The following is a 24,773-nucleotide window of genomic DNA, read 5'->3' as shown; positions in this document are numbered from 1 at the left end:
TTATTTCACGGCTGAATATACATAATCAGCCCATGCCTGCATCATTGGTCGACGCTGCTCCAGCAGATCGGTACGGTGGTAGGCCGCCTCTACTTTATTCTGTACAGTATGAGCCAGTGCTCGTTCTGCAAGATCTCGGGGATATCCATTTTCACTGCACCAGTCTCTGAAGCTTGAGCGAAAACCATGAGCAACTGCACACCGCCCTGGAGTGTCACTGATAGCGTTTTTCTTACGTAAAAACATAGTCAGTACTGTATCGGAAAGAATGGTTTGCTTCCTTGGTGATGGGAAGACCAGTTCGTCGTGAAGTCCCTTTATTCGGTCAAGAACCACGACGGCTTCTTCAGACAGGGGAACCCGGTGAATAACGCCAGATTTCATTCTGTTCTCGGGCACAGTCCAAATTTTGTTTTCACAATCGATCTCAGACCAGCGCATAGCCCTTGCTTCCCCGGAGCGACAAGCCGTCAGAACAACGAACAATAGCAATGCTCGGGTGACGTTATAGCGTTCTTCGTCGTATACGTTTGTTGCGATGAATGAGGGAATTTCCCGCCATGGCATTGCTGGTTGGTGCTCGACACGTATATTCGCGCTCACCTGCTGAGGGAGCAGGTGTCCAACTACATCGACTGGGTTTGCAGTACAATAGCCATGAGCCCATGCCCACTGCATAACGGTATGAATACGTTGCTTTACTCGACTGGCTGTTTCAGGGTGTGAAAGCCAGATCGGGCGAAGCATCTCTGCGATAATAGACGGCGTCATGTTATCGAGAGTGAGTTTTCCTGCTTGTGGGAAAATGTATCGCTCCAGAGTGGAAATCCATTGTTTCCCATGTTTTTCATTTTTCCAGCCCGGCAGTAATTCCGCATGAACTTTTCGTGCAGCCTTTTCGAACGTTGGAATAGCCTCTTTTTCCGACTCTACTTTTCGGGCATCTAACGGGTCTATCCCATTAGCTATTTGTTCTCGCATTGGAAGTGCAAGCTTGCCCGCTTGGGCTATCCCAATATCAGGATAAGACCCCAAGCCAGCATTACGTCTCTTGCCAGTAATTGGGCTGGTGTAACGAAAAACCCACTTACCCAGACCTTTTGTTGGAGATGAATGGAGAGTCAACCCTGTAATTCCACCATGAGGTAAAGGGAGATCTCCGGGCTTAATGTGCCGGGCTTTTGTATCTGTAAGAATTGCCATAAGATGATTGACCTACATTTTCAGTATGCCATCCAGTATGCCATGAATGTCAGGTTTACTTGATATTCGGTTATGCTGCATTGGACGGAATTTATCATAGTTATTTGATAAATATGTAAATATTAACATGTATTGGCTTCAGTTAGATTTGAAATAGGCGGCCCCTCTCTCCGCCATTATTCAATCACTTAGATAAAATTCTTTCAACGATCCCCGTCACAGATAGCCCTTCACAGCATCACCGAATTCCACTGCTACCAGTAAGAATGACCGGCTTATTTTTCCGTAACGCGAAACTCCTTGCGATATAAAGACGGCGACGTCTTGAACTGCCGCTGAAAATGCCTGCGCATTGACAACGCAGTGGCGAAACCTGCGGCCTGCGCAATGCGCTCGACGGGCTGGTCGGTTTTTTCCAGAAAGCGCTGCGCCATCGCCAGCCGCTGATTCAGCAACCACGGCATGACGCTGGTGCCGGTAGTTTGCTGAAAGCGCCGGGTAAAGCTGCGGCGACTCATGCAGGCTTTGTCCGCCAGTGCATCCAGCGTCAGCGGTTGCTGCAGATTTTCCGTTGCCCAACTCAGCGTTTGCATAAAACGGTCACCGCCCACAGTGTTATACACCGGTTGCTCGATAAACTGTGCCTGGCCGCCCTGACGGTGTGGCGGCACCACCAACTGCCTGGCCACCGCGTTGGCGCTCTCCGCACCACAGTGCTTGCGTACCAGGTGCAGGCAGCAGTCGATGCTGGCGGCGGTGCCGGCGGAAGTGACAATATCGCCGTCATCCACGTACAGCACATTCTGGTCTATCGACACCTGGGGATATCGTCGCAGAAAATCTGCCATCCATTGCCAATGGGTGGTTGCCGGACGGCCGTTGAGTAAGCCGGCCGCCGCCAGAACGAAGCTTCCGACACACAGGCCGACCAGGGTAGCGCCACGCGCATGGGCGTCTAGCAGGGCGTCGATAAGTTGTGGTGATGGCGGGACTTCGGGATTGCACCAGCTGGGTACTATCACCATATCGGCTTGCGCCAACGCCGCTAATCCATGATCTGCCACTATCGAGAAACCAGCGTTGGTCTTTAATGGGCCGGGTTCGGTGGCGCAAATCAACAGCTGATAGGCCGGTTCCCCGTTGCTGTTCAGTGCCTTCTCAAACACTGCACAGGGCACCGAAAGGTGAAACGGGATGATGTTGTTAAAAACCACGATACCCACTTTAAGTGGCGCCATACTGCTTCCTTTTTATTATTAACCCTATGTGGACGATTTGGCCCGATGATATCGCTTTTGGTTATTAGACTACCTGTTGCCATATCACTGCAACCTGCAGAATTGAACCCGACCACAGCAGGAAACGACGTGCTGTTTTGTTGTTCTCACAAGGATAAACCAAAATGAAAAAACTGATTTCCGGTACTGCACTGGCACTCTCGATGGCCACCTCCAGCCTGGGTTTTGCCGATGATAAGCAAAGGGCACCTACCATTCGTACCATGAGCGGTGCGCAGGCAAGTACATCTTTACCGGCTAACGCTACAGCGCTATTGGTGATTGATTTTCAGAATGAATACTTCATCGGCAAGATGCCCATCCCCGACGGAAATAAAGCGCTGATGAACACGCAACGGTTGGTCAGTTTTGCCCATCAGCACAAGATGCCGGTGTTTTTTATTCGACATATTGGCCCGGCAAACGGGCCGTTGTTTGCCGAAGGTAGCAAGTTCGCCGAGTTCCATCCGGATCTGCAGCCGTCCGGCATTGATCGGGTGATCACCAAAGCCACCCCCAGTTCATTTGTGGGCACCGATCTGGATAAGCAACTTAAGCAGGCGGGTATCAAGAAGCTGCTAGTGAGTGGGTTGATGACTCATATGTGCGTCTCTTCAACGGCGCGCGATGCGGTGCCGTTGGGCTATGAGGTGATTATTCCCGAGGATGCCACCGCCACCCGCGATCTGGCTACCTGGGATAACCAAATTGTGAATCACGCCGTGCTGCAACGCGCTGCACTGGCCGGGGTAGCCGATGTGTTTGCTGAAATCAAAACCACCGATCAGGTCTTGGCACTGCCGGTGAATTAAGCGGTCCTCGGGGAGGCAGGCCGCCGGCCACTTTGCAATATTTCATGGCTCGCCTAAGCTGATTTCAACCATCACTTTTTTATGGGTAATCACTATGTTGACTGTGTTACGTACTTCAGTTTTGGGCGCTGCGGCCTTGTTATTCCTCGTGGGCTGCCAGCAAAAGGCACATCAGCCGCCGCCACCACTGCAAGTACAGTTGGAAAAGCTTTCCACCATGCTGGCTGGTAGTCACTTCCTGCGGCAAAACTGTCACCGCCCGGACATCCCGGATGACGTCAAATTGCAACGTACCGCGATGCGAGTGGCGGAACACCGGGGCTGGGACACCCAGGCAGCGGGTTATCAGCAGTTGCCGGCACTGGCTCAGGCTCGTTATCTGGCCATACTGGAGGATCGTCAGTTGCTGACGGACAAATGTGCCGCGCTGAACAATCGTACTGCAAACTTTGTTGCCGCAGCCAAGTCCGATCAGGAAGACTACATGGAGTAGTCCCCGCATGCACGGGCGCGGCATGTGGCGCCCGTCATCCCACAATCCCCATCTCCGTTTAAAATATTCTTTGCAGGATAAGCATCTGTCGCTCATTATTTGAAATGTTGTTTCACTTTTATTCCATGAGCCGATCTTGAAGCCATATACCGCCTTGCGTCAGCGAGTAGAAAATACCCCCTGGTACCCAAAACGCAAAAGTTATCGCGTCCTGTTTTGGCGTGAAATCACGCCGCTGGCGGTGCCGATCTTTATGGAGAACGCCTGCGTTCTGCTGATGGGAGTGCTGAGCACTTTTCTGGTGAGCTGGATCGGTAAAGAGGCGATGGCCGGGGTCGGGCTGGCGGACAGCTTCAACATGGTGATTATCTCCTTCTTCGCCGCGGTGGATCTGGGCACCACGGTGGTGGTGGCCTTCAGCCTGGGCAAGCGCGATCGCAAAAGAGCACGCTCGGCGGCACGCCAGTCGCTGGTGTTGATGACGCTGGTGGCCCTGGTGCTGGCGGTGGGCATCCATTTGGCGGGCGAGCAGATTATTGATGTGATCGCCGGTGCCGCCACGCCGCAGGTGAAAGCATTGGCGCTTTCTTATCTGCAAACAACGGTCTGGAGCTATCCGGCGGCGGCCATTGCGCTGATTGGCAGCGGTGCGTTGCGCGGGGCCGGGAACACCAAGATCCCGCTGCTGATCAACGGCGGCATGAATATCCTGAATATTATCATCAGCAGCATCCTGATTTATGGCATGTTGGGCTGGCATGGGTTGGGCTTTGTCGGTGCCGGGTTGGGGCTGACCATTTCCCGCTATATCGGCGCGATAGCGATTATCTACGTGCTGATGATCGGCTTTAACCCGGCGTTGCATATCACGCTGAAAAGTTATTTTAGTCCGTTAAAACTGACGATTTTGTGGGAAGTCCTCGGGATCGGTATTCCTGCCAGCATTGAGTCGGTGTTGTTCAACGGCGGTAAGTTGCTGACCCAAATGTTTGTCGCCGGTATGGGTACCAACGTTATCGCCGGTAATTTCATCGCTTTCTCTGTCGCTTCATTGATCAACCTGCCGGGCAACGCCCTGGGGTCTGCATCGACCATTATTGTCGGGAAACGTCTGGGTAAAGGGCAGATAGCCCAGGCGGAACGGCAGTTGCGGCACATCTTCTGGCTGGCGACGATTGGACTGACGGTGATCGCCTGGGGCACGGCGCCGCTGGCGGGAATGTTCGCCTCGTTTTATACGCAACAAGATGACGTGAAGGAGGTGGTGAAGGTGCTGCTCTGGCTCAACGCCGCCTTTATGCCCATCTGGGCCGCTTCCTGGGTGCTGCCCGCCGGTTTGAAAGGCGCGCGCGACGCTCGTTTCGCCATGTGGGTGTCGATGCTGGGCATGTGGGGTTGCCGCGTGGTGGCCGGCTATACGCTGGGCATTGTGCTGGGGATGGGCGTGGTCGGCGTCTGGTTAGGGATGTTTATGGATTGGGCGGTGCGCGGTGCGTTGTTTTATTGGCGTATGGTCAGCGGACGTTGGCTATGGAAATATCCGCGGCTAAAACAGCCTGATGTGGCGGAAAAAGACCCATCCGATATCTGATGCGAAAGGCCCGGTTCAGCCAATGAACCGGGCATCAAGCGATGAATATTCAGCCTTTGATATTGACGTCACTGCAGCTATAAAAACCTTCGCCAACCGGGTCTATGCGCTGCCAACGAACGTAGAGCACATGTTTGCCGGTATAGTTTTTCGCATCGACGGCGAATTTATATTGCTGGTTCACCGGAGTCACATTTTCAACTTTGCCTAACAGCTCAAGATCGCTCCATTTTAATTCGGCTTTTTCAGCATCGTAATCGGCTTTGGAAATATAAACTTCAAAGAAGCTTGGATCATGCGTTGCCGTTGCATCATAAACAATATCGATTTTACCATTTGCATTTTTCTGGATATCGCTAGTGCGCCAAGGGGCTTTAACGTCCAATCCTGACTTGTCATTCCAGACTTTGTCTCTGTCATCCCATTCGGTACCCACGTTCCCCGCAGAGCAGAGCTGCCCATCGGGTATCGCGGCCTTAACGGCGGCGGGGTTGTTGTAATCGGCGACGTTTTTGGAGACTTCGTTCCATTGCCTGAATTGATAGTTAGACTGTTCAATCAGGTTAACTTCTTGCTTGCTGCTATTTTTATTGCCTTCTTTTTTCGGTGAAACAAAGCCGGGCTTGTTAAGATATTTATTGTAAATGTATTGATATGCCGCCCTGCAATCACTCTCTTTTATACCTGAACCGTCCGCCGGCCAATAAAATCCGCCTTCTTTAAAACATTGGTATTGGCGTGAAATAGGGGTAGCGACAGAACCGTGTCTAAGCTGTGCCGAAGCCTGCTCTTTGGTAGTGGAAACTTGCTCCTGAGCCAATGCGGCGGTGGAAAATAATGAACATGAGGCTAATACCAAAAGGGTTTTCTTTAATAACATTGAAGTTGTTCCTCTATGATTTAAACCCGTCATAATTGAGGCTGCATCTGTATCGCCTTGATGCAACGCCAAATATTGGGCGTAACGGCAAGTGGATAAATGAGTCGATAAACATTTAGGTAACAGCACTAAAAAAATACTTAAGCATTATTGCTGATATATCGATAAAATTAGTGATATTCATCACAATAATGCGAGATGGTGAGATTTAATTAATTAACTTATTGAATACTTCACAAGGTGAAGAGAAAAGTTTCTTCTCTGAACATCGCTCTCAGAGACCGATGGCGAGTGGGGGGAAGGGTCAACGATGTGATGGCTTAACCTTTGTGGCAAGGCGGTGCGTTATCCGGTTGATTTTCCTGCCGCCATTGGGCCGGTGATACGCCGTGGACCTGTTTGAAGGCTTTAGAAAAATGCAGTTGGTTTTCATAGCCGACCGAGATCCCCACCACTTTTATCGCCGTCCGGCTGTTACGCAGCAGGCTGGTGGCGAGCGTCATGCGAAAGTTAAGCAAGTACTCCTTTGGCCCGATACCGTAAGCCCCCTTGAACAATCGGCACAGGTAACTGCGGTTGATATTGCAGTAGGCGGCCAGGCGCTCAATGGTCAGGTGTTCGTGGTAACGGTTTTCAATCAGTTTGACCGCTTTGTGCAGATGTTGCGTCTTGTCGCTGGGGTGTTCATCGCTGCCCTGTAGCGCATTGTCGATCAACGCAGAAAAAAACAGATAGCTCAGGCCGAGGGTCTTCAATCGATGTTCATCATCATGGCTAACGAGCTGTCGCAGATAGCTCAGGGCCTGGGGAGTCTCGTCAGTCTTGCGGGGGCGATAAATCGGGAACTGGCGGCTCAGGCGGCACTCTTCGAAAATCTTGCCGGCCACCAGTCCGTCGACCTCCAGCCACATGTAATGCCAGGGATCTTTTTTATCGGCGCGATAGGTGGTTACGTCGTGCGGATGGATCAAAAAACCTTCACCAGCAACGACTGGAAATGCACCGTATTCGCTGTGCAGTACGCCGGTTCCGCTTATCACATAATGAAATAGATAGTGCTGCCGCACCGCCGGGCCGAAGCTGTGCCCTTTATCGCAGTTCTCCTCACCATATTGGTACAGATTCAGCTCAATATTGTCGGTGCGGCTTAGGGTAAAACTCTTATGCATCAGGCAATGTCCTGGTTTTCTTGTCCACGCTAACAGTGTAGCGGCCATGCGTTAGGTGGGTAAACGCCAAATCCAGACCTGGCTCACAGTTTTTGCGCTGCGTCGTTTTTCGCCATAGTGAGGTCACATTCATCCATATCCGGCTTAGGGATTGCAGGGTAATTTCAGCCTATCGAAAACCAGTGCAGCGGAGAAATAGGATGATTAAAGTAACTTTTATGGGCGCAGGCAGCACCATCTTCGCCAAGAACGTACTCGGCGATATCATGGCAACGCCGGCATTGAAAGAGGTGGATATCGCGCTGTACGACATTGATAGCGCCCGTCTCAATGAATCTTTCGCCATGCTCAGCAATATCAATCGCAATATTAACGCCGGCAGGGCGAAGATCACTCCCTACCTCGGGGTGGAAAATCGTCGTTCGGCGTTGAAAAATGCCAATTATGTGGTTAACGCCATCCAGGTTGGCGGTTACGATCCTTGCACTATCACCGATTTCACCATTGCTAAAAAGTATGGCCTGCAGCAAACCATTGCCGATACCCTGGGGATAGGCGGCATCTTCCGTGCGCTGCGCACCATTCCGGTGATGTTTGACTTCGCCCGGGATATTGAAGCGGTATGTCCGGATGCCTGGCTGCTGAATTACACCAACCCGATGGCGGCCTTAACCGGCGCCATGCTGCGCCATACCGAAGTGAAAACGGTGGGGTTGTGTCACAGTGTGCAGGTCTGTGCAGAGACGCTGCTGAAAAGCGTGGATATGCCTACCGATGATGTCCAGTTCCACATCGCAGGCATTAACCATATGGCCTGGTTGCTGGACGTTCGTCGCCATGGCGAGGATCTGTACCCGGAAATCAAGCGTCGCGCCAATGCGCTGCAGGGCAAACATGATGATATGGTGCGCCATGAAATCATGAAAACCTTTGGCTATTACGTCACCGAGTCTTCGGAACATAACGCCGAGTACATGCCTTATTGGATCAAGCGTAACTATCCTGAATTGATTGAGCGCTTTAACATTCCGCTGGACGAGTACCCGCGCCGCTGTGTTGAGCAGATTGAACAATGGCAACAGCGCAAGCTGGCGCTGACCAATGACGCCAACCTGACTCATACCCGCACTCATGAGTATGCGTCTTATATTATTGAAGCGATGGAAACCGATCGTCCGTACAAGATTGGTGGCAATGTGCTCAACAGCGGTTTAATTACCAACCTGCCTGCCGAGGCCTGTGTTGAAGTGCCTTGCCTGGTGGATGGGCAGGGCATCTCGCCCTGCTACGTGGGCCATTTACCGGAGCAACTGGCGGCGCTCAACCGCACCAATATCAATACCCAACTTCTGACTATCGAAGCCGCGGTAACCCATAAACGCGAAGCGATTTACCACGCGGCACTGCTGGATCCGCATACTTCAGCCGAGCTTTCGATTGATGATATCCGTAAACTCTGCGATGAACTGATTGAGGCCCACGGTAACTGGCTTCCCGCCTACCACTGATCGCCAAACTAACTGTATTACCTCCTCAAAACGCACAAGGCGCGGGGCTTCCTGCGCCGTCATAAATGGGACGGTGAGCCATGTTTTATTTAAAGAACAAGAACTTTTGGATCTTCGGTGCCTTCTGTTTTTTCTATTTCTTTATCATGGGGGCGGTGCTGCCGTTCTTCCCGATCTGGTTGCATGACGTCAACCAACTCGACCAGCAACAAACCGGTCTGGTATTCGCCTGCATGGCGCTGTTTGCGCTGGTGTTCCAACCGATTTTTGGTTTTGTCACCGACAAATTTGGCCTGAAGAAACACCTGCTGTGGATGATCATTTTCCTGCTGCTGTTTCTGGCGCCGCTGTTTATTTATGTCTTCTCGCCGCTGCTGCAAACCAACTTTGTGCTCGGGGCGCTATTGTGCGGGATTTACCTGGGGTTGGTGTGCAGCGGAGGCTCGCCAGCAATTGAAGCCTATATCGAGAAGGTGAGCCGCCGCAGCCAGTTTGAGTATGGTCGTGCCCGGCTGTTTGGCTGTATCGGCTGGGCGATTTGCGCGTCGATCGTTGGCTATATGTTTACTATTAACAACCAGTTTGCGTTTTGGCTGGCGTCGAGCTTTGCGCTGGTGCTGGCCGGCCTGCTTTATATGTTCAAACCTGAGCAAAACAACACGCTGGCAGTGGCGGACGGGTTGGCGCTGAACCATAAACCGGTCAAGTTGAAAGCGGCGTTGAGCCTGCTGAAAATGCGCAAATTTTGGTGCCTGGTGATGTATATCGTCGGGGTGGCCTGCGTGTACGACGTATTCGATCAGCAGTTCGCCAACTTCTTCACTTCGTTTTTCAGCGACCGACATGCCGGGACTCAGGCGTTTGGCTATGTCACCACGCTGGGCGAGTTCCTTAACGCTTTTATCATGTTCTTTGCGCCATTGATCATCAACCGCATTGGCGGCAAGAACGCGCTGCTGATTGCCGGGGTGATTATGTCGGTGCGGATTATCGGTTCGTCTCAGGCGGACTCGGTGACTGCGGTGATTTTCCTCAAAACCCTGCATATGTTTGAGGTGCCGTTCCTGCTGGTGGGCATTTTCAAATACATTACCACCCAGTTTAACGTGAATCTTTCCGCATCGATTTACCTGTGGGGTTTCTGCTTCTTCAAGCAGCTATCGGCTATCGGCATGTCCTATGCGGCGGGCCTGATGTACGTCAACTACGGCTTTAAAACCTCGTATCTGATCCTCGGCTGCATTGCCTTGCTGTTTACCCTGATCTCGGCCTTTGCCCTGAGCGGCAAGGTCGCGGTGGTAAAACAAGAGGCTGTGCTGCCGGTGGCGGCGAATTAATCAATACAGTAATGTCATGAGGCTAAAGAACAACAATGTCAGGGCGATGATAAACCCGGTTTGCAGCGTTTTGCGCAGCAGGCGGCCCTGGCCCCAGCGGGTAGCGCTCAGGCGGTTGTCGATCGCAAACAGCGCCGGAACCATCAGCAGCAGATAAACCAGCATCAGCATGGCGGTCAAAGGTTGTTGGCTCATGCAAAAACCTCCATACCGGTAGTGATGGGTGGGGCGATAACGATTTTTTGTCTGCTGCGGTGTTGAATCATAGGTCTCCAAAAAGGGCCGCCCGGAGGCGGCCGTCAGTTCACTGCCTGTCATATCGAGATGATTGTCGGCCACTGCCGGGGCCAACGCAGTCATAATATTGCGAATGATAATCATTATCAACACATAATGTGAAATTTATTGTGGGAAAGGGCGGTCTGGCGTGAAAAGTTTTTGCGGGGTGTTTACGGTGACAGAGCACGCCAGGCGGCGTGCTCTGTGATAGGGCTATCCTCGACGATTATTTCTCATCTGGCAGTGCGTAAGCAACGATATAGTCGCCCAGCTTGGTGCCGAACGAGCCATGGCCGCCGGCGGAAATCACCACGTACTGCTTGCCGTTGACCTCATAGGTCATTGGCGTCGCCTGGCCACCGGCCGGCAGCCGCGCTTCCCACAGTTTTTCACCGTTGGTCACGCTGAAGGCACGCAGGTAGTTGTCCGCCGTTGCGCCAATGAAGAACACATTCCCGGCGGTTGAGACCGGTCCGCCCAACATCGGCATCCCCATTTTGAACGGTAACGGCAGCGGAGAGCTGTCGCGCACGGTACCAATGCGTTTTTTCCACACGATATCGTTGGTTTTCAGGTCTACCGCGGAAATGTAACCCCAGGCAGGCTGTTTGCACGGCAGGCCAAGTGGCGACAGGAACGGGTTCAGGGTCACGCCGAACGGCACACCGTACTGCGGCTGGACGCCGGCTTCGGTACCGCTGCCGCCTTTATCGCCGACCGGCGGCTCGATTGGGTTACCTGGGCCGCGTGGGATCAGTTTTGACACAAACGGCAGCGCGATAGGGTTGGCGATGGCCACCTGACGGTCAGTATCGACAGACAGGCCACCCCATTCGAACATGCCAAGGTTACCCGGGAACACCAACGTGCCCTGTTCGGAAGGCGGGGTGAAGGTGCCTTCATAACGCAGGCTGTGGAACATCACCCGGCAAACCAGTTGGTCATAAATGGTGGCGCCCCACATATCCGCACCGGTCAGTTTCTTCTCAGGGCGGAAAGTCAGCTCAGAGAAAGGCTGAGTCGGTGACAGGCGGTCGCCCTTGGCCGGGCCTTGCGGAACTGGTTTTTCCGGTGCAGGAACCACCAGTTCACCGTTGGTACGGTTAAGAACGAAAATGTTACCGGTCTTGGTCGGCACATAAATCACCGGCACCTTGTTGCCGCTCTTGTCGGTGATATCCGCCAGCGTCGGCTGGGCCGGTACGTCCATATCCCACAGGTCGTGGTGCACCGTTTGATAGAACCACACCAGCTTGCCGGTAGAAGCGTTCAATGCCAGCAGGCCGCTGGCGTAGCGCTCCATGTTCGGCGTGCGATCGCCGCCCCAGATATCCGGAGTGGTCACCCCCATTGGCAGGTAAACGATATCCAACTTGGCATCGTAGGCTGAAGGCGCCCAGGAGTTTGGCGAGTTCGGCGTGAAGTGATGTTCATCCGCCGGGATGGCGTTGGGATCATCTGCACCCGGATCAAACGCCCACAGCAGTTTGCCGCTGTTGACGTCAAAACCGCGGATCACGCCTGAAGGTTCGCGATTGGAGTAGTTATCGGTCACCGCACCGGCAATGACAATCACCTTATCGGTGATCACCGGTGGTGAAGTCGGCTCATAATGGCCCGGAGTGGCATACGGCATATTGCTTTGCAGATTGAGTTCACCGTTATTGGCGAAGTCGGCGCAAGGCTTGCCGGTCTCGGCATCCAAAGCAAACAGGCGGCCATCATTCACCGGCAGGATAATGCGGCGTGCGCACTGTGCCGGCGAGGCGTCGGTGGCGTTGCCTGCGGCGGCAGGGGTCTCATGATAAGAGACGCCACGGCAGGTGATGTGCTGGAAGGTTGGGTTGAACTTCAACTGAGGATCAAACTGCCACTTTTGCTTGCCGGTGGCCGCGTCCAGCGCGAACAGCTTCTGGTGTGGGGTACACAGATAGAGCGTGTCGCGGATTTTAATCGGGGTCACTTCGTTGGTGATTTCCCCCGGATCGTTGGCGGTTTTCAGGTCGCCGGTCTGGAAGGTCCAGGCTTCCTTGAGCTGACCGACGTTCTTGTCGTTGATCTGGCTCAGTGGGGAATAACGCGTGCCTTCCTGAGTACGGCCATAGGCCGGCCAATCGGCGTCTGAGGCCTGAGGGGCAACCTTCACCTGGGCCGGTTCAAGGGTACCGTTGATCTCTTGCGGATCGTTAAACACCGCGTAGGCCAGTACTGCGACGGTAAACACCAGCGCGATACTCAGTGCGCTGTAGGCCAACTTGCCGCTGGCAATCAGCTTGTGATAGATAAACGGCAGTACCAGCCACAGGCCGAAGAAGAAGGTGACGTCCAGACGTGGCGTCAGCGCCCAGAAGTCCGGGCCGACCTCCCACAACGCCCAAATTGTGGTGCCGAGTAAAAATACGGCATACAGCAGCAGGGCAGTGGCGCGGCGGCGAGCCAACAGCCAGGCGGTAACCAGCAACACCAGGCCGGCGATGATGTAATACAGCGAACCGCCGAGCTTGGCCAGCCAGATGCCGCCTCCCAGCAGATAGAGTCCGCTCAGCGCGGCAAATAATGCCGTGATGATGATGAGCGGCGACAATGATGCTTTATTTTGCATAGTATTATCCTTACCAAAATGAAAAGTCCCCGATTTAGAGATTAAGCCATATCCAAAAAAACACGCGGTTTCTCCCTAAAAATCCATCCCGTGCGTTCGGCAAACCCTCTCCAGCGCCAAGGCTAAAAGGCAGTGGCAGTTAAAATGGTGAGGCTGGTTTTGGCTTATTGAAAAACTCTGTCATTGGGGACGAAAGTAAAAAACACTGCATCGGGCGTAGCGTTTTGTCCCTTCATTGAGAGGCTGGCGACCGCTCCGCCTGAAGCGCGGCTAGGTTACTCTAATTGTTACTCTTTCGTTGCATACCTTGTGCTGTTTCGGCGATTTTTTGTTGGCTTTATGAATGGAAATTAGATTTTCAGGCTTGCCGTGGGTAGCGCAGTGCCTCGACAAACAGCGCAAAGGCGGTGGTGTGCTGCCTGCGGCTGGGGTAATAGAGGTAATAGCCGGGGAACCGTGGGCACCATTCGTCGAGCACCTGGACCAAACGGCCGTCGGCTAGCTCATCGGTGACGCTGTCTTGCGGGACAAAGGCGATGCCGAAGCCGAGCCTCGCCGCGTCAATGCGTTGGCGCAGACTGTTAAAGGTTAGCTGGCCGTCGACACGTACCTTGATCTCACGGCCGTCTTTTTCAAATTCCCAGGCGTAGAGACCGCCCATGGTGGGTAAGCGCATGTTGATGCAACGATGGTTTTGCAGTTCCTGTGGGGTGGTTGGCGTGCCGTATTGTTCAAAATAAGCGGGGGAGGCGATGGGGATCAGGCGCATATCCGCTGCGATACGCACCGCAACCATATCCTTGGCGACCTGTTCACCCAGACGAATTCCGGCATCAAAACGGCCGCTGACGATATCGGTCAGGGTGTTATCCAAGGTGATCTCGACATTGATATCCGGGTAGTCCGCCAGAAATGTCTTCAACACTGGCCATAACACCGAGTCGACGCCATGTTCGCCGGCGGTGATGCGGATGTTGCCCGCCGGACGTGCCCGCATTTCACTCAGGGCATCCAGTTCACTTTCAATCTCGGCAAAACGCGGACCGATGCTGTTGAGCAGTCTCTCACCGGCTTCGGTAGGAGCCACGCTGCGGGTGGTTCGGGTCAATAAACGCAGTTCCAGCCGTTCTTCCAGGCCCCTGATGGCATGACTCAAGGCCGATTGGGAAACGCCAAGTTTCGCCGCCGCTTTGGTGAAGCTACGCTCGCGGGCGACCATCAGAAACGAAATTAAATCGTTAAAGTTTTCTTTTAACATCCCGGCCTCACAGCATGGGCAGAATTAATGACGATATTCTAGCCGTTTGCGATGACCACCGACAATTAATGAATTCAGCTCATAGCTCCTTGCGCATTTTGCCATCTAGTCCTGATGCCGGAGCGACGTTATCTTTGGTCTGGCAGCTTAAATGACTCGCAGCCTCTACAATTATTCTGTCCCTATTAGCGTCGGCTACTTTGGCCGAAACGGAGCAACAAATGAAAATTCAACGCAACGGTTCCCAACCCTCCCGTCCGGGTCCAGAAGACTATTTTACCGGTAAGGTGCGGATCGATGCGCCGTTTGCCGGCAGTGAGCCGGCCCGCGTAGGCGGTGCTACCGTGACCTTTGAGCCAGGTGCGCGCACAGCCTGGCACACCCATCCGCTCGGCCAGACGTTGATCGTCACCCAGGGGCGCGGTTGGATCCAGGTGTGGGGCGAGGAGATCCAGGAAATGAACCAGGGCGATATCGTCTGGATCCCGGAAGACGTCAAACACTGGCACGGCGCGACGCCGGAGACGGCCATGACCCACATTGCCATCGCCGAATCATTAAACGGCAGCCCGGTGGATTGGCTGGAGCAGGTCAGCGACGTGCAGTACCAAAAATAATGGCTGCGCTACGATGATGTCTGACTTTCCTGATAGGATCGGTTACCGGGTATCTGCAGGGTTAGCGACGGATTGGCCAGCGATGGCACAACAGCCCACTCACGACCCGGTGGCTGGTTTTCATTTACCTTGGATATGCCGACTGTCGGTCTTAATCCAATAAGGTAAATACCATGAACAATTGTCCTGATATATCTACGTTGCGGACCCTCATACCGGCTGCTGTCGGAGAGCTGGTTGAGGTGACCTCCTATTATTCCAATTGGAATGCTCCAGTGACGCTTCCGGATGGTGGCGGCTTATTCAGTGCTATTCAGTCGTCAACGCTGACTGATGACGGGGGGATGTATATCAAATCTACCGGCAATTGGGTCTGGGTAAGGGTTTTGGATATCTCAGGTACCGTTACTCCCGCGATGTATGGGGCGCGTGGCGATAATGTTGCTGACGATACTCTACCGCTTACCACATGTTTTCTTTCCCCTTACGCCGTGATTTGCCGAGCTGGTGCCACTTATCTGACGTCTGATACGGTCAGAATCAAAGATGGCCGTACGTCGCGTAAAACCATCAATTTAAATGGTGCCACGATCAAGGCCAAAACGGGCCATGTGAAACCGATGTTCGCCAATGAAACATCGACAGCAGAAGCTTATGACTATCTTCATGGCGTTGAAATGTTCGGCGGGAAGCTGATGGGAGTAGCCAACCGCGACAGTGTTTACAATTCGGTCAAAAGTCACGTTGGTTATTCTGGCGCTGACGGTAGCTATTTTCACCATATGCAATTGAGTGGTTTTAACGACGGATTCAGCCTCCAGGGTCGGTCGATGGCACACGACATTATTGTGGATGAATGCCGTGATGATTTTTTCGCCACCTATAATGACAGTAATGTGATCTCCGACGTTATTTGTGGTTATTGCCTCGGCGATGGATTTTTAGTTAAGGGAAATAATAACAATGTGACTAATATTCGCATGAAGGGGGCGGGTATTCCTTCGGACAAGCCTGAGGCTGGTTATCTTTCCGGCGCAGTGTTAAGTGTTGCGCAAGATAAAGATATGGGAAGTAATAATTATATCTCGAATATTCAGTGCGGTAAGTGGGGGAGCGGGATAGCTATTTTATCCGGTAGCAATAATACCTGTATTAACATTCAGGCCGGGGACTGCTATTTTTTAAACAACCCAACCAGTAGCGCGATCAAAAATCGTGCTTGCGCGGTTTATGTTTCAGGGACAGGGCAGGTTGTCCGCAATGTGGCTGCCGGAGCCTGCCTCAGTGGCGTTGAGCTACATGACGGTTCTGAAGACAACTTAATCGATGGTATTTCTCTGCGCTCCTGTTTTCACAGTTTCGCGTTAACCGCATCAGGCCAGCAGAGCCGTTGCCGCATTGGTCGCCTGGATATTGGAAAAGTCGATAGTGCGGACAGTATTTATATCCGAATGCCACAGCTGGTCATTGACGAGATTAACGTACTTGAATTTTCAGCTGCTTATACTTCTGGCTCTGCAATTTGTCGAATTTTGGAACCTTGCTCGATTCGTCGCTTGAGCTTTGCTCACGGGTTGCCTGAGGGTGTGCTGCCAATTGTTCTACTGGCAGCCGATTGTGATATTGACGAATTGATTATTAGAGAGACGAAGGCCGTTTGCCTGGTAACTACGGCCACTACTATCAAAGTTCCGCGCAATCTGACTATAGAACAAAGCAGTGAGGCGATTGATTCGCCTGTGAAGTTGATGGGCGCTGGGCAAAGTGTGGCCGGAAACTGGAGTATCAAAGGGAAAAACAGTGTGTTACCTGCATTGCGCGGGCCGGATGTGCATCTGACCTTAGGCCAGTACACGGGTTTACCATGGTATATTGATACGCCATTATCATCAGACGTACGTATTAGTAAACCGGTTGGCGGTAACTACAGCAAGGCCACTACGGCGGTGGCTCAGGGCGGGTTTACGCTGAAAACGGGAAGTGGGGAGGCAAGCGCTGCGGAGTTGGCGTTAGCCTGGGATGGGACGCGGATCCATGTTGCTCTCGGTGGCCAGGACATTGGCTTCCTAACGCCACAGGACTACAGCTGATCTTTTTCCCGATCGCTGCACATCAATCGTTGTTTTATTAGCCCTTGCCCTGCATGCGATGCTGCAGGGCTTTTTAGTTTATGTCAGTCCTGTTGCTGGCAAAACCGCAGCCGATTACCGAAGGGATCGGCGATGTTCAGCTCTTTTCCCCAGTCGACAGTTTCAACCCCCGGCCTGGCATAGCGATACTGCCTGGCCGAAAGCTCGGCGTGCAGTGCGTCGATATCCTGGGTGGGAATGAATAGGGCGGAACCCGGCGTGCTGTCACCGTGGTGTTCGCTGAGGTGAAGCGTCAGGCCGGAGCGGGTGATCTGCATATACAGCGGCAGGTCTTCACTGAAACGGTGCTCCCAATCGAGCGTGAAACCGAGAAAATCCAGATAAAATTCCCTGGCCTTTTCAACCGAGAAGATGCGAAGAATGGGGATAGCGGCGGAGAATTCCATTGTTGACCTCATTAAAATCATTGGCCCGCGCCGTGCGGGCCATATAAAGACATCGGGTGATTAGTTCCCCAGCCCACCGAGGCACAGGTACTTAATCTCAAGATAATCCTCGATACCGTATTTTGACCCCTCACGGCCCAGCCCGGAGTTTTTAACCCCGCCAAAGGGGGCGACTTCGGTGGAAATCAGCCCTTCATTAATGCCGACGATGCCGTATTCCAGCGCCTCGGCGACGCGCATGACCCGGCCAATATCCCGGCTGTAGAAGTACGAGGCCAGGCCAAACGGCGTGTCATTGGCCAGCTCAATGGCTTCGGCTTCGCTATTGAAACGGATCAGCGGTGCTACCGGGCCAAAGGTCTCTTCATGGAAGATTTTGGCCTGTCGTGGTACGTCGGTCAGAATGGTCGGCGTAAAGAAATTATTGCCCAGCGCATGGGGTTTACCTCCCAGCAGAACCCTGGCACCCAACTGCAGCGCGTCGGCGATATGCTCGTTGACCTTTTCCACGGCGGCCGGGTTAATCAACGGGCCGATAGTCACGCCGTCGTCCAGGCCGTTGCCGACCTTAAGCTTTTCTACCGCCGCCTTCAGTTTTTCGGCGAAAGCGTCGTAGATGCCGTCCTGAACCAGAAAACGGTTGGTACACACGCAGGTCTGGCCGGCATTGCGGTATTTGGAAGCGACTGCGCCTGTTACTGCGGCGTCCAGATCGGCATCGTCAAACACGATAAACGGCGCGTTGCCGCCCAGTTCCATACTGGTCTTTTTGATGGTCGGGGCACACTGCGCCAACAGTTGCGCACCGACCTCGGTGCTGCCGGTGAAGGAGAGCTTGCGTACGTCCGGGTTGGCGGTCAGTTCCGCCCCTATGGCCTGGCTCGGGCCGGTGATGACGTTGCAGACGCCGGCCGGTAAGCCCGCACGCTCGGCCAGCACGGCAATGGCCAGTGCAGAGAAGGGAGTTTGGCTGGCGGGGCGGATCACCCCGGTACAGCCCGCAGCCCAGCCGGGGCCTGCTTTACGGGTGATCATCGCCGCCGGGAAGTTCCACGGCGTAATGGCCGCGAAGACGCCAATCGGCTCTTTCTGCACGATAATGCGGCGCCCTGCCTGGGGCTGCGGAATGGTGTCGCCGTAGACACGTTTGCCTTCTTCGGCAAACCACTCGATAAAGGACGCCGCGTAGGCAATCTCACCCCGGCTTTCAGCCAGCGGCTTGCCCTGTTCTGCGGTCATGATCAGCGCCAAATCGTCCTGATTCTCCATCATCAACTCGAACAGGCGGCGCAGTTTGCCGGCACGTTCTTTGGCGGTCAATGCGCGCCAGGCCGGCTGGGCCTTTTTCGCGGCAGCGATCGCCAATGCGGTTTCCCTGGAGCCGAACGCCGGCACCTGACCGACCCGTTCGCCGGTAGCAGGATTGTGGATCTTGATGCTCTGGTCGCCTTTGATCGGCAGCCATTGCCCATCGATATAGTTGGCCTCGCGGAACAGCGCAGGATCTTTGAGGGTGGCAGAGAAGTGATTGCTCATCGGTTTTCTTCCTTTTTCAGAATTCAACACAGGGTGACCTATCCCAAACGGCACCCCTTTACCCTAGCAAACTTTTCCGCCGCTATTTGCCCGATCCGTGGCAACAAATCAATTTACCGTCAAGCGCACCTTCTGTACAAAAAACATCCGGCTGCGGGACGATACTGAAATCAGCAGGCATATGACCCTTTTCGATGTGATTAAAAGGAGTGTGCAAATGATGAAATCAGTGGACAGACATCTTTATGGCGGCGGAGAAATGGACTTTTTGGCTTCCAGCATTGCGTTGATGGAGTGGCAGGGGCGAGAGGTGGACGCCGGCAAAGTGGCCGGCAATATGTCGGAGTCGCAAAGCCGCTTGTTCTTTGAACGCCTGAGCTATTTCCGCCAGCTTTATCAGGCGGCCACAACGGTGGAACACAGCGTATAAACTCCGAGTATTCCCTCTCCTTTGGGAGAGGGTTAGGGTGAGGGGAGACAGGCAGTAGCAATGTTAAAGCCCCTCACCCCGACCCTCTCCCCTGGGAGAGGGGGAAGTTCATGCACCTGGCTGTGCAGATTTATTCTGACCACACCCCGGTATTGAGCGTTGCCGGGGAGAACTCAAGATTGCGGCCGCGCCACGGCAAGGCTTGCGAAAAACGCCAAGCACTCTGTATATCGAAACGCCAGTAGCGTTCTGCACCAGCCACCCCTTGGCCCATCTCTGCTTGCCAGAGGATCTGCGTTTCCCCCTGCAAATGTAAAACATCCCCGCGTTCAAAATCGATAAACAGCAACGCCGCCCGCGGCTGCGCCAACAGATTACCCAGGGTATTCATATAGCGATTACCACGAAAATCCGGTATCCACAGAGTGCTTCCCTCCAGATAGATAAACCCCGGCTTTCCGCCCCGGTGCGAAATATCCACGCCACCTTGCGCCAGCGTGGTATGGGCAGCACTGGCCACGAAACAGGTATCCGCGTTGCGAATCAACGCCTGTGCCGCTGCGTCAAGCCGAGTGAGATATTCAATTGGCGCAGGGTTGGCAGGGGCCGGATACAGCTCGCGCCGCTGAATATACTGCGGACAGTTGCCGAAGCTTTGCCTGACTTCGATCTCAAGGCGGTTTTTGTCGGTACGTCCGATCACACCGTTGACGCGGTTACGGCGTCGGTTGCTAAAATCCAGCCCCAGGGCACCTATCGGCTGGCCGGATTGCAGTGCCGCCTGCGCCGGATCGTCGTTGCGGCGTGGGGTGCTGATGCGCAGGTGGGTGCTGTCCGGCGTGCGTAAAAAACCGGGTGGGCCACTAAACAGCGTAGCCACCGGCCAACCCTGCTCGTCCAGCGTGGCGACAAACAGGTAAGGCAGTGCCACGAAAAACTTGCGGTGCTGGTCGGGCATGTTGGGGAAAATACCGCCGCCCACCTGGTCAAATCCGGCCAGGGTCTGGGCACGTAGTTCATCGGGGTGGAACATCTGCGGGATCATCGGATTTACCTCTCGACGGGGTACGGCAGCGACGGCATGGCGAAGAAGCCGGGCAATGCGGCAATGCGCGCTACCCAGCGTTGAATTGCCGGGTAAGGGACCAGCGAAATGCCACCTTCCGGCGCTACGGCCACATAGCTGTAGCAGGCCAGATCGCCAATGGTGGCCTGTTCCGTCGCCAGGAATTGACGTTGGGTCAGATGCTGCTCCATCTGTGGCAGGAAGCGCGCGCTGACGGCCTGCGCGGCCTGATAATCTTCTGGCACCCCAAACTGGGCGATCAAACGAGCGGAAGCCGGCCCATAGCGGACTTCTCCCGCCGCTTTGGACAACCATTCCTGCACCTGTGCGGCCACCGCTGGCGCCTCTGGCAACCAGTGGCTGTCCGGCGCATAGCGTTTGGCCAGATACACCAGAATGGCGTTGCTGTCGGCCAGCGCCAAATCGCCATCGACCAACACCGGGATCTGGCCGAAAGGGTTCAGGCGCAGAAAGGCTTCGCTTTGACGCACCGCCGCGGGGGCTTCGATAAATTCATACGGCAGTTCGAGCATTCGCAACAGCAACTCCACGCGGTGGACGTGGCCGGAAAGCGGGGTACCGTACAGTTTTAGCTTTTGCATAATCACACTCCTGAAGGATTTTAATCAGCATACTCTTGCAGTCGGTGAGCGAAATCCGGCAATCTGGAAATTAATAATTTCAATTTATGGAATAGTCTATGGATCGGTTGGACGAACTGGCGATTTTTGTAGCGGTGATCCAGCACGGTAGCCTGGCCGCCGCCGGTCGCAAACTGCGACGTTCCGCCCCGGCAGTGACCCGGGCCATCGCCTCGCTGGAGCAGCGTTTTGGCGCCCGGCTGGTTGAACGCACCACCCGGCGGCTGGCCCCGACCGAAGCCGGGCTGCGGTTGGCGGAGCGTGCGCATTTACTGCTGCATGAATACCAGGCGGCGGTACTGGATACGGCGGATACTCAGCTCAGCGGCCTGCTGCGCATTACCTCGCCGGTGCAGTTCGGGCGCAAGCACGTGGCACCGGTGGTCATGGCGTTTCTCGATCTTTATCCGCAGATGCAAATTGAAATGGTGCTCAACGATCGCAACCTGGATTTGATCGACGAGGGGCTGGACGTGGCGGTGCGCATCGGCCATTTGCAGGACTCTTCCCGCGTGGCGCGTCGGTTGGGGCAGGTATCCCGGGTGACGGTCGCCAGTCCGGCCTATCTGGCGCTACGCGGCGAGCCATTGGAACCGGCGCAGTTGGTCGATCATGACACCATCGTCGGCACTCAGCGGGCGTCGCTGCGCGAATGGCGGTTTGGCCCACAGGAAAACGGTGACAGGGTAAGGCTGACGCCGCGCTTGCTGCTCAACGAAGTCGAAACCCAGTTGCTGGCGGCGCGAGCCGGCAAGGGCATCGCCCGGTTGCTGTCGTATCAGGTGGCGGACGATCTGGCAGCGGGGACGCTGGTGCGTTTGCTGCCGGCGTTTGAACCCTTGCCGATGCCGGTGCAGCTGGTGGCGCAAAATAGCCAACGCATGCCGCTAAAGGTGCGGACCTTCTGGGATTATGCCTGGCAGGAATTAAGTCAATTGGCGCAAATTCAGCCGCCGTTAAAATAGTGATTCAGGCTCAATAAGTTTCACTGGTTAAACTTATTGAGCCGCGGAAAAGATTTATATTACCCTGCACGCATTGCTGCTGTTCCCTTCTTGACAATATTATTCCCGGTGCTAATAGTTAACGCATATCTTAAATAATAAACGAAGTTTAATATATGAAACTTTTGGCGGGCAGTTACGATAACGGTTCGACGGTGGACAATGAGGATGAAATTCTGACCTCATTCCAAACTCGCAGTCAGGCGGTTTATCAGCAAGTCCGCAGCGAACGTAATATTGCCTATGGGGATTCACCCCGGGAAGTTTTCGACTGGTTATATACTGACAAGCCGCATCAGGGAACATTAATATTTATTCACGGAGGATATTGGCAATTTTGTTCCAGGGACGACTTTGCCTTTATTGCCACAGTGCCATTGTCGTTGGGTTTTGACGTGGTGCTGCTGGAATATACGCTGGCACCACAGGCCTCGCTTGACGATATTTGTCGGCAAACCGGTGTGGCGCTGAACGCGATTCAACAACGCTTGGCGCCAAATAAACTCGCGCCGGTTTACCTGTGCGGCCATTCCGCCGGGGGGCATCTGGCCAGTTTCTGGCAGCATCATCCTATGGTCGACGCGGTGTTACCGATCAGCGGTATTTTCGAGCTGGAACCTCTGTTAACCACTTACGTTAACCGGCAGTTGCAGTTGACCCGGCAGCAAATTGCCCGCTTAAGCCCGGCGCGCAATATACCCGAACGCATCAAACCTATGACGCTATTTTACGGCGCTGCCGAATTAGCGGAACTGATTGGCCAGTCGCGGCATTATTATGCTGCGCTGCAAGCAAAACAGCTGCCCGTCCGCCTGGTTGCGGTCGACGGCGCCAACCATTACAACGTGCTGGATTCACTGTTCGCCAGGGATGGGGCGTTGATCCGCCAGTTAACCACGACGGGGAAATAAACCATGCGTACCATTATCGATACCGGCTTGCCGGAGATTGGCCAACCCTTTTCCTGGGCGACTAAAGGCGGCGGCATGCTGTTCACCGCCCATGGCCCGGTGAGATCCGACGGCAGCATTGAAACCGGTGAGCCGGAAAAACAAATTACCCTGACCTTTGATAATTTGGCCCGGACGTTAAAGGCGGCAGATAGCCACAGCGATAATGTTCTGCAGGTAATTGTTTATCTCACCGATGTGAACGACGTTAAATTACTCGATGAAATATATAAGCAATATTTTAATTATCCTTACCCTAATCGTTCAACGGTAATTGTTGACAAGCTGGTGGTGCCGGGAATGAAAATAGAAATAACCGTCACTGCTACTGCCTGAAAATAGATAACTACAATCCCACCTGCAAATTCATTAAATAATGAATTAAGGAATCGCTATGTTTAATCACATTGGCCGTTCGGCGGCCGATCCTATTATGTCGTTGATGGAAGCTTATTTACGGGATGAAAATACGCAGAAAGTTAATCTGGGTATTGGTCTTTATTACGATCAGCAAGGGCGGATCCCGCTGATGCAAGCGGTTGAGGCCGCCGAGCGGCAGTTGCTCGAACAGCGTCGCCCGCATGGATATCCGCCGATAGAAGGCTCGGCGCTGTTTGCCCAGCAGGTGCAGACCTTGTTGTTCGGCGAAGCGGCATCAGCGTCGATTAGCACGGTGCAAACCGTTGGCGGTTCAGGCGCTCTGAAGCTGGCGGCGGATTTTATCCATCACTACCTGTCCCGCCATGATATCTGGGTGTCAGATCCTACCTGGGCCAACCATTGGGCGATCTTCGAGGGCGCCGGGCTGAAGGTACATACCTACCCGTATTTCGATGAGGCCAGCGGCGGCCTGCGTTTTGACGCCATGCTCGATACGTTGGACAGCCTGCCGGAAGGCAGCGTGGTGCTGTTGCATCCTTGCTGTCATAACCCGACCGGCACCGATCTCAGCCCGGCGCAGTGGCGTGCCACCCTTGAGGTGGTGCAGCGCCGCCGCCTGCTGCCGTTGTTCGATATTGCCTATCAGGGCTTTGGCGACGGTCTGGACGAGGATTGTTTCGCGCTGCGTGAGGCATTGAAAACCGACCTGGAATTTTTGGTCGCCAATTCGTTTTCGAAAAACGTCGCGCTGTATGGCCAGCGGCTGGGGGGGCTTTCGGTCCGCTGCGCCAGTTCGGAGAGTGCGAACAACGTCAAGGGCGCGTTGAAAACCTTGATCCGCCGCAGCTATTCCTGCCCGCCGACTCACGGCAGCCAGATTGTGGAAACGCTGTTGGCGGATGCCAACTTGCGCCAGCAGTGGGAAAGCGAACTGGCCGGCATGCGTCAACGTATCAAACAGATGCGTCAAACCCTGGCTAACGGGCTGGAGCAGGGCGGTTCGCCGTTGGACTACCGGCGCATTCGCGACCAGAAAGGCATGTTCAGTTACACCGGGCTGAACCCGCAGCAGCTCGAGCGGCTACGGCAAGATTACGCCATCTATCTGGTGGCGCCCGGCCGCATGTGTTTGCCCGGCCTGAATCAAAACAATGTCGACTACGTGACTGCCGCCATCCTGGATGTCACCCGTACTGTGTGAAT

The 24,773-nt window shown here is 54.1% G+C and carries 23 protein-coding genes; 12 read left to right on the top strand and 11 right to left on the bottom strand.

What is annotated here, in order from left to right:
* Together ACSOSI_RS16460 and ACSOSI_RS16455 are read right to left on the bottom strand one after the other, a co-directional pair.
* Window positions 1–1,203: a tyrosine-type recombinase/integrase gene (locus tag ACSOSI_RS16460; protein WP_455871716.1), complete on the bottom strand. Its 1,203-nt coding sequence runs from the start codon at window positions 1,201–1,203 to the stop codon at window positions 1–3.
* A gap of 275 nt (window positions 1,204–1,478) precedes the next feature.
* Window positions 1,479–2,441: a GlxA family transcriptional regulator gene (locus ACSOSI_RS16455; protein ID WP_017893338.1), complete on the bottom strand. Its 963-nt coding sequence runs from the start codon at window positions 2,439–2,441 to the stop codon at window positions 1,479–1,481.
* A 164-nt stretch (window positions 2,442–2,605) separates the two neighbouring features.
* Here ACSOSI_RS16455 and ACSOSI_RS16450 point away from each other — a divergent pair, with 164 nt between their 5' ends.
* The 3 genes from ACSOSI_RS16450 (at window position 2,606) to ACSOSI_RS16440 (ending at window position 5,376) form a co-directional block, all read left to right on the top strand.
* Entirely contained in the window at window positions 2,606–3,292 is a 687-nt protein-coding gene (locus ACSOSI_RS16450) for a cysteine hydrolase family protein (protein WP_476705802.1), read from the top strand.
* Between the two features lie 94 nt (window positions 3,293–3,386).
* Window positions 3,387–3,785, top strand: coding sequence for a type II secretion system pilot lipoprotein GspS (gene gspS / locus ACSOSI_RS16445; RefSeq protein WP_115184338.1), 399 nt, complete (start codon window positions 3,387–3,389; stop codon window positions 3,783–3,785).
* Window positions 3,786–3,921: 136 nt separating this feature from the next.
* Window positions 3,922–5,376: an EmmdR/YeeO family multidrug/toxin efflux MATE transporter gene (locus ACSOSI_RS16440; protein ID WP_476705801.1), complete on the top strand. Its 1,455-nt coding sequence runs from the start codon at window positions 3,922–3,924 to the stop codon at window positions 5,374–5,376.
* 49 nt (window positions 5,377–5,425) lie between these two features.
* Here ACSOSI_RS16440 and ACSOSI_RS16435 read toward each other — a convergent pair whose 3' ends face one another.
* Both ACSOSI_RS16435 and ACSOSI_RS16430 read right to left on the bottom strand, forming a co-directional pair.
* Complete coding sequence (locus ACSOSI_RS16435; RefSeq protein WP_017893335.1) at window positions 5,426–6,256, bottom strand: lytic polysaccharide monooxygenase; 831 nt, start codon at window positions 6,254–6,256, stop codon at window positions 5,426–5,428.
* Window positions 6,257–6,576: 320 nt separating this feature from the next.
* A complete protein-coding gene (locus tag ACSOSI_RS16430; protein ID WP_261278134.1) occupies window positions 6,577–7,425 on the bottom strand; it encodes an AraC family transcriptional regulator in 849 nt (282 codons plus the stop codon).
* 200 nt (window positions 7,426–7,625) lie between these two features.
* Here ACSOSI_RS16430 and melA point away from each other — a divergent pair, with 200 nt between their 5' ends.
* Entirely contained in the window at window positions 7,626–8,933 is a 1,308-nt protein-coding gene (gene melA, locus ACSOSI_RS16425) for an alpha-glucosidase/alpha-galactosidase (RefSeq protein ID WP_012145823.1), read from the top strand.
* Window positions 8,934–9,013: 80 nt separating this feature from the next.
* A complete protein-coding gene (locus ACSOSI_RS16420) occupies window positions 9,014–10,270 on the top strand; it encodes an MFS transporter (protein WP_012145822.1) in 1,257 nt (418 codons plus the stop codon).
* On the opposite strand, the gene ACSOSI_RS16415 is transcribed toward ACSOSI_RS16420, so the two are convergent.
* The 3 genes from ACSOSI_RS16415 to ACSOSI_RS16405 all read right to left on the bottom strand — a co-directional run bounded on the left by ACSOSI_RS16415 (window position 10,271) and on the right by ACSOSI_RS16405 (window position 14,409).
* The gene (locus tag ACSOSI_RS16415) at window positions 10,271–10,465 is read right to left on the bottom strand and encodes a hypothetical protein (RefSeq protein ID WP_041418982.1); all 195 of its coding nucleotides are present in this window, start codon (window positions 10,463–10,465) and stop codon (window positions 10,271–10,273) included.
* Between the two features lie 310 nt (window positions 10,466–10,775).
* A complete protein-coding gene (locus tag ACSOSI_RS16410) occupies window positions 10,776–13,151 on the bottom strand; it encodes a glucose/quinate/shikimate family membrane-bound PQQ-dependent dehydrogenase (RefSeq protein ID WP_012145820.1) in 2,376 nt (791 codons plus the stop codon).
* Between the two features lie 358 nt (window positions 13,152–13,509).
* Entirely contained in the window at window positions 13,510–14,409 is a 900-nt protein-coding gene (locus ACSOSI_RS16405; RefSeq protein WP_476705800.1) for a LysR family transcriptional regulator, read from the bottom strand.
* 221 nt (window positions 14,410–14,630) lie between these two features.
* Between ACSOSI_RS16405 and ACSOSI_RS16400 the strand changes: the two genes are divergently transcribed.
* On the top strand, window positions 14,631–15,026 hold the full coding sequence (locus tag ACSOSI_RS16400) for a (R)-mandelonitrile lyase (RefSeq protein ID WP_012145818.1): 396 nt from the start codon (window positions 14,631–14,633) through the stop codon (window positions 15,024–15,026).
* 173 nt (window positions 15,027–15,199) lie between these two features.
* Entirely contained in the window at window positions 15,200–17,116 is a 1,917-nt protein-coding gene (locus ACSOSI_RS16395) for a hypothetical protein (RefSeq protein ID WP_012145817.1), read from the top strand.
* An 83-nt stretch (window positions 17,117–17,199) separates the two neighbouring features.
* Here ACSOSI_RS16395 and ACSOSI_RS16390 read toward each other — a convergent pair whose 3' ends face one another.
* Both ACSOSI_RS16390 and gabD read right to left on the bottom strand, forming a co-directional pair.
* Entirely contained in the window at window positions 17,200–17,562 is a 363-nt protein-coding gene (locus ACSOSI_RS16390; RefSeq protein ID WP_261128419.1) for a VOC family protein, read from the bottom strand.
* Window positions 17,563–17,622: 60 nt separating this feature from the next.
* Window positions 17,623–19,098 (bottom strand): NADP-dependent succinate-semialdehyde dehydrogenase, encoded by a 1,476-nt coding sequence (gabD, locus tag ACSOSI_RS16385; RefSeq protein ID WP_476705799.1) that lies wholly within the window; start codon window positions 19,096–19,098, stop codon window positions 17,623–17,625.
* Between the two features lie 217 nt (window positions 19,099–19,315).
* On the opposite strand from gabD, the gene ACSOSI_RS16380 reads away from it, so the two are divergent.
* Complete coding sequence (locus ACSOSI_RS16380; protein WP_012145814.1) at window positions 19,316–19,528, top strand: glycogen synthase; 213 nt, start codon at window positions 19,316–19,318, stop codon at window positions 19,526–19,528.
* A gap of 130 nt (window positions 19,529–19,658) precedes the next feature.
* Here ACSOSI_RS16380 and ACSOSI_RS16375 read toward each other — a convergent pair whose 3' ends face one another.
* Complete coding sequence (locus tag ACSOSI_RS16375) at window positions 19,659–20,573, bottom strand: pyridoxamine 5'-phosphate oxidase family protein (protein WP_476705798.1); 915 nt, start codon at window positions 20,571–20,573, stop codon at window positions 19,659–19,661.
* Window positions 20,574–20,578: 5 nt separating this feature from the next.
* Entirely contained in the window at window positions 20,579–21,196 is a 618-nt protein-coding gene (locus ACSOSI_RS16370; protein WP_261408738.1) for a glutathione S-transferase, read from the bottom strand.
* A 98-nt stretch (window positions 21,197–21,294) separates the two neighbouring features.
* Here ACSOSI_RS16370 and ACSOSI_RS16365 point away from each other — a divergent pair, with 98 nt between their 5' ends.
* The 4 genes from ACSOSI_RS16365 (at window position 21,295) to ACSOSI_RS16350 (ending at window position 24,771) form a co-directional block, all read left to right on the top strand.
* The gene (locus ACSOSI_RS16365; RefSeq protein WP_012145811.1) at window positions 21,295–22,200 is read left to right on the top strand and encodes a LysR family transcriptional regulator; all 906 of its coding nucleotides are present in this window, start codon (window positions 21,295–21,297) and stop codon (window positions 22,198–22,200) included.
* Window positions 22,201–22,355: 155 nt separating this feature from the next.
* Window positions 22,356–23,150 carry an alpha/beta hydrolase gene (locus ACSOSI_RS16360; RefSeq protein WP_012145810.1) on the top strand — a complete coding sequence of 265 codons (795 nt, stop codon included), beginning with the start codon at window positions 22,356–22,358 and terminating at the stop codon, window positions 23,148–23,150.
* Between the two features lie 3 nt (window positions 23,151–23,153).
* A complete protein-coding gene (locus tag ACSOSI_RS16355) occupies window positions 23,154–23,525 on the top strand; it encodes a RidA family protein (protein WP_261136928.1) in 372 nt (123 codons plus the stop codon).
* Window positions 23,526–23,583: 58 nt separating this feature from the next.
* Entirely contained in the window at window positions 23,584–24,771 is a 1,188-nt protein-coding gene (locus tag ACSOSI_RS16350) for an amino acid aminotransferase (protein ID WP_476705797.1), read from the top strand.
* Window positions 24,772–24,773: the final 2 nt, after the last annotated feature.

The sequence above is a fragment of the Serratia sp. AR11 genome (assembly GCF_056376275.1).
The sequence above is the reverse complement of the archived record's forward strand: the minus strand, read 5'-3'. Positions and strand labels throughout refer to the sequence as shown.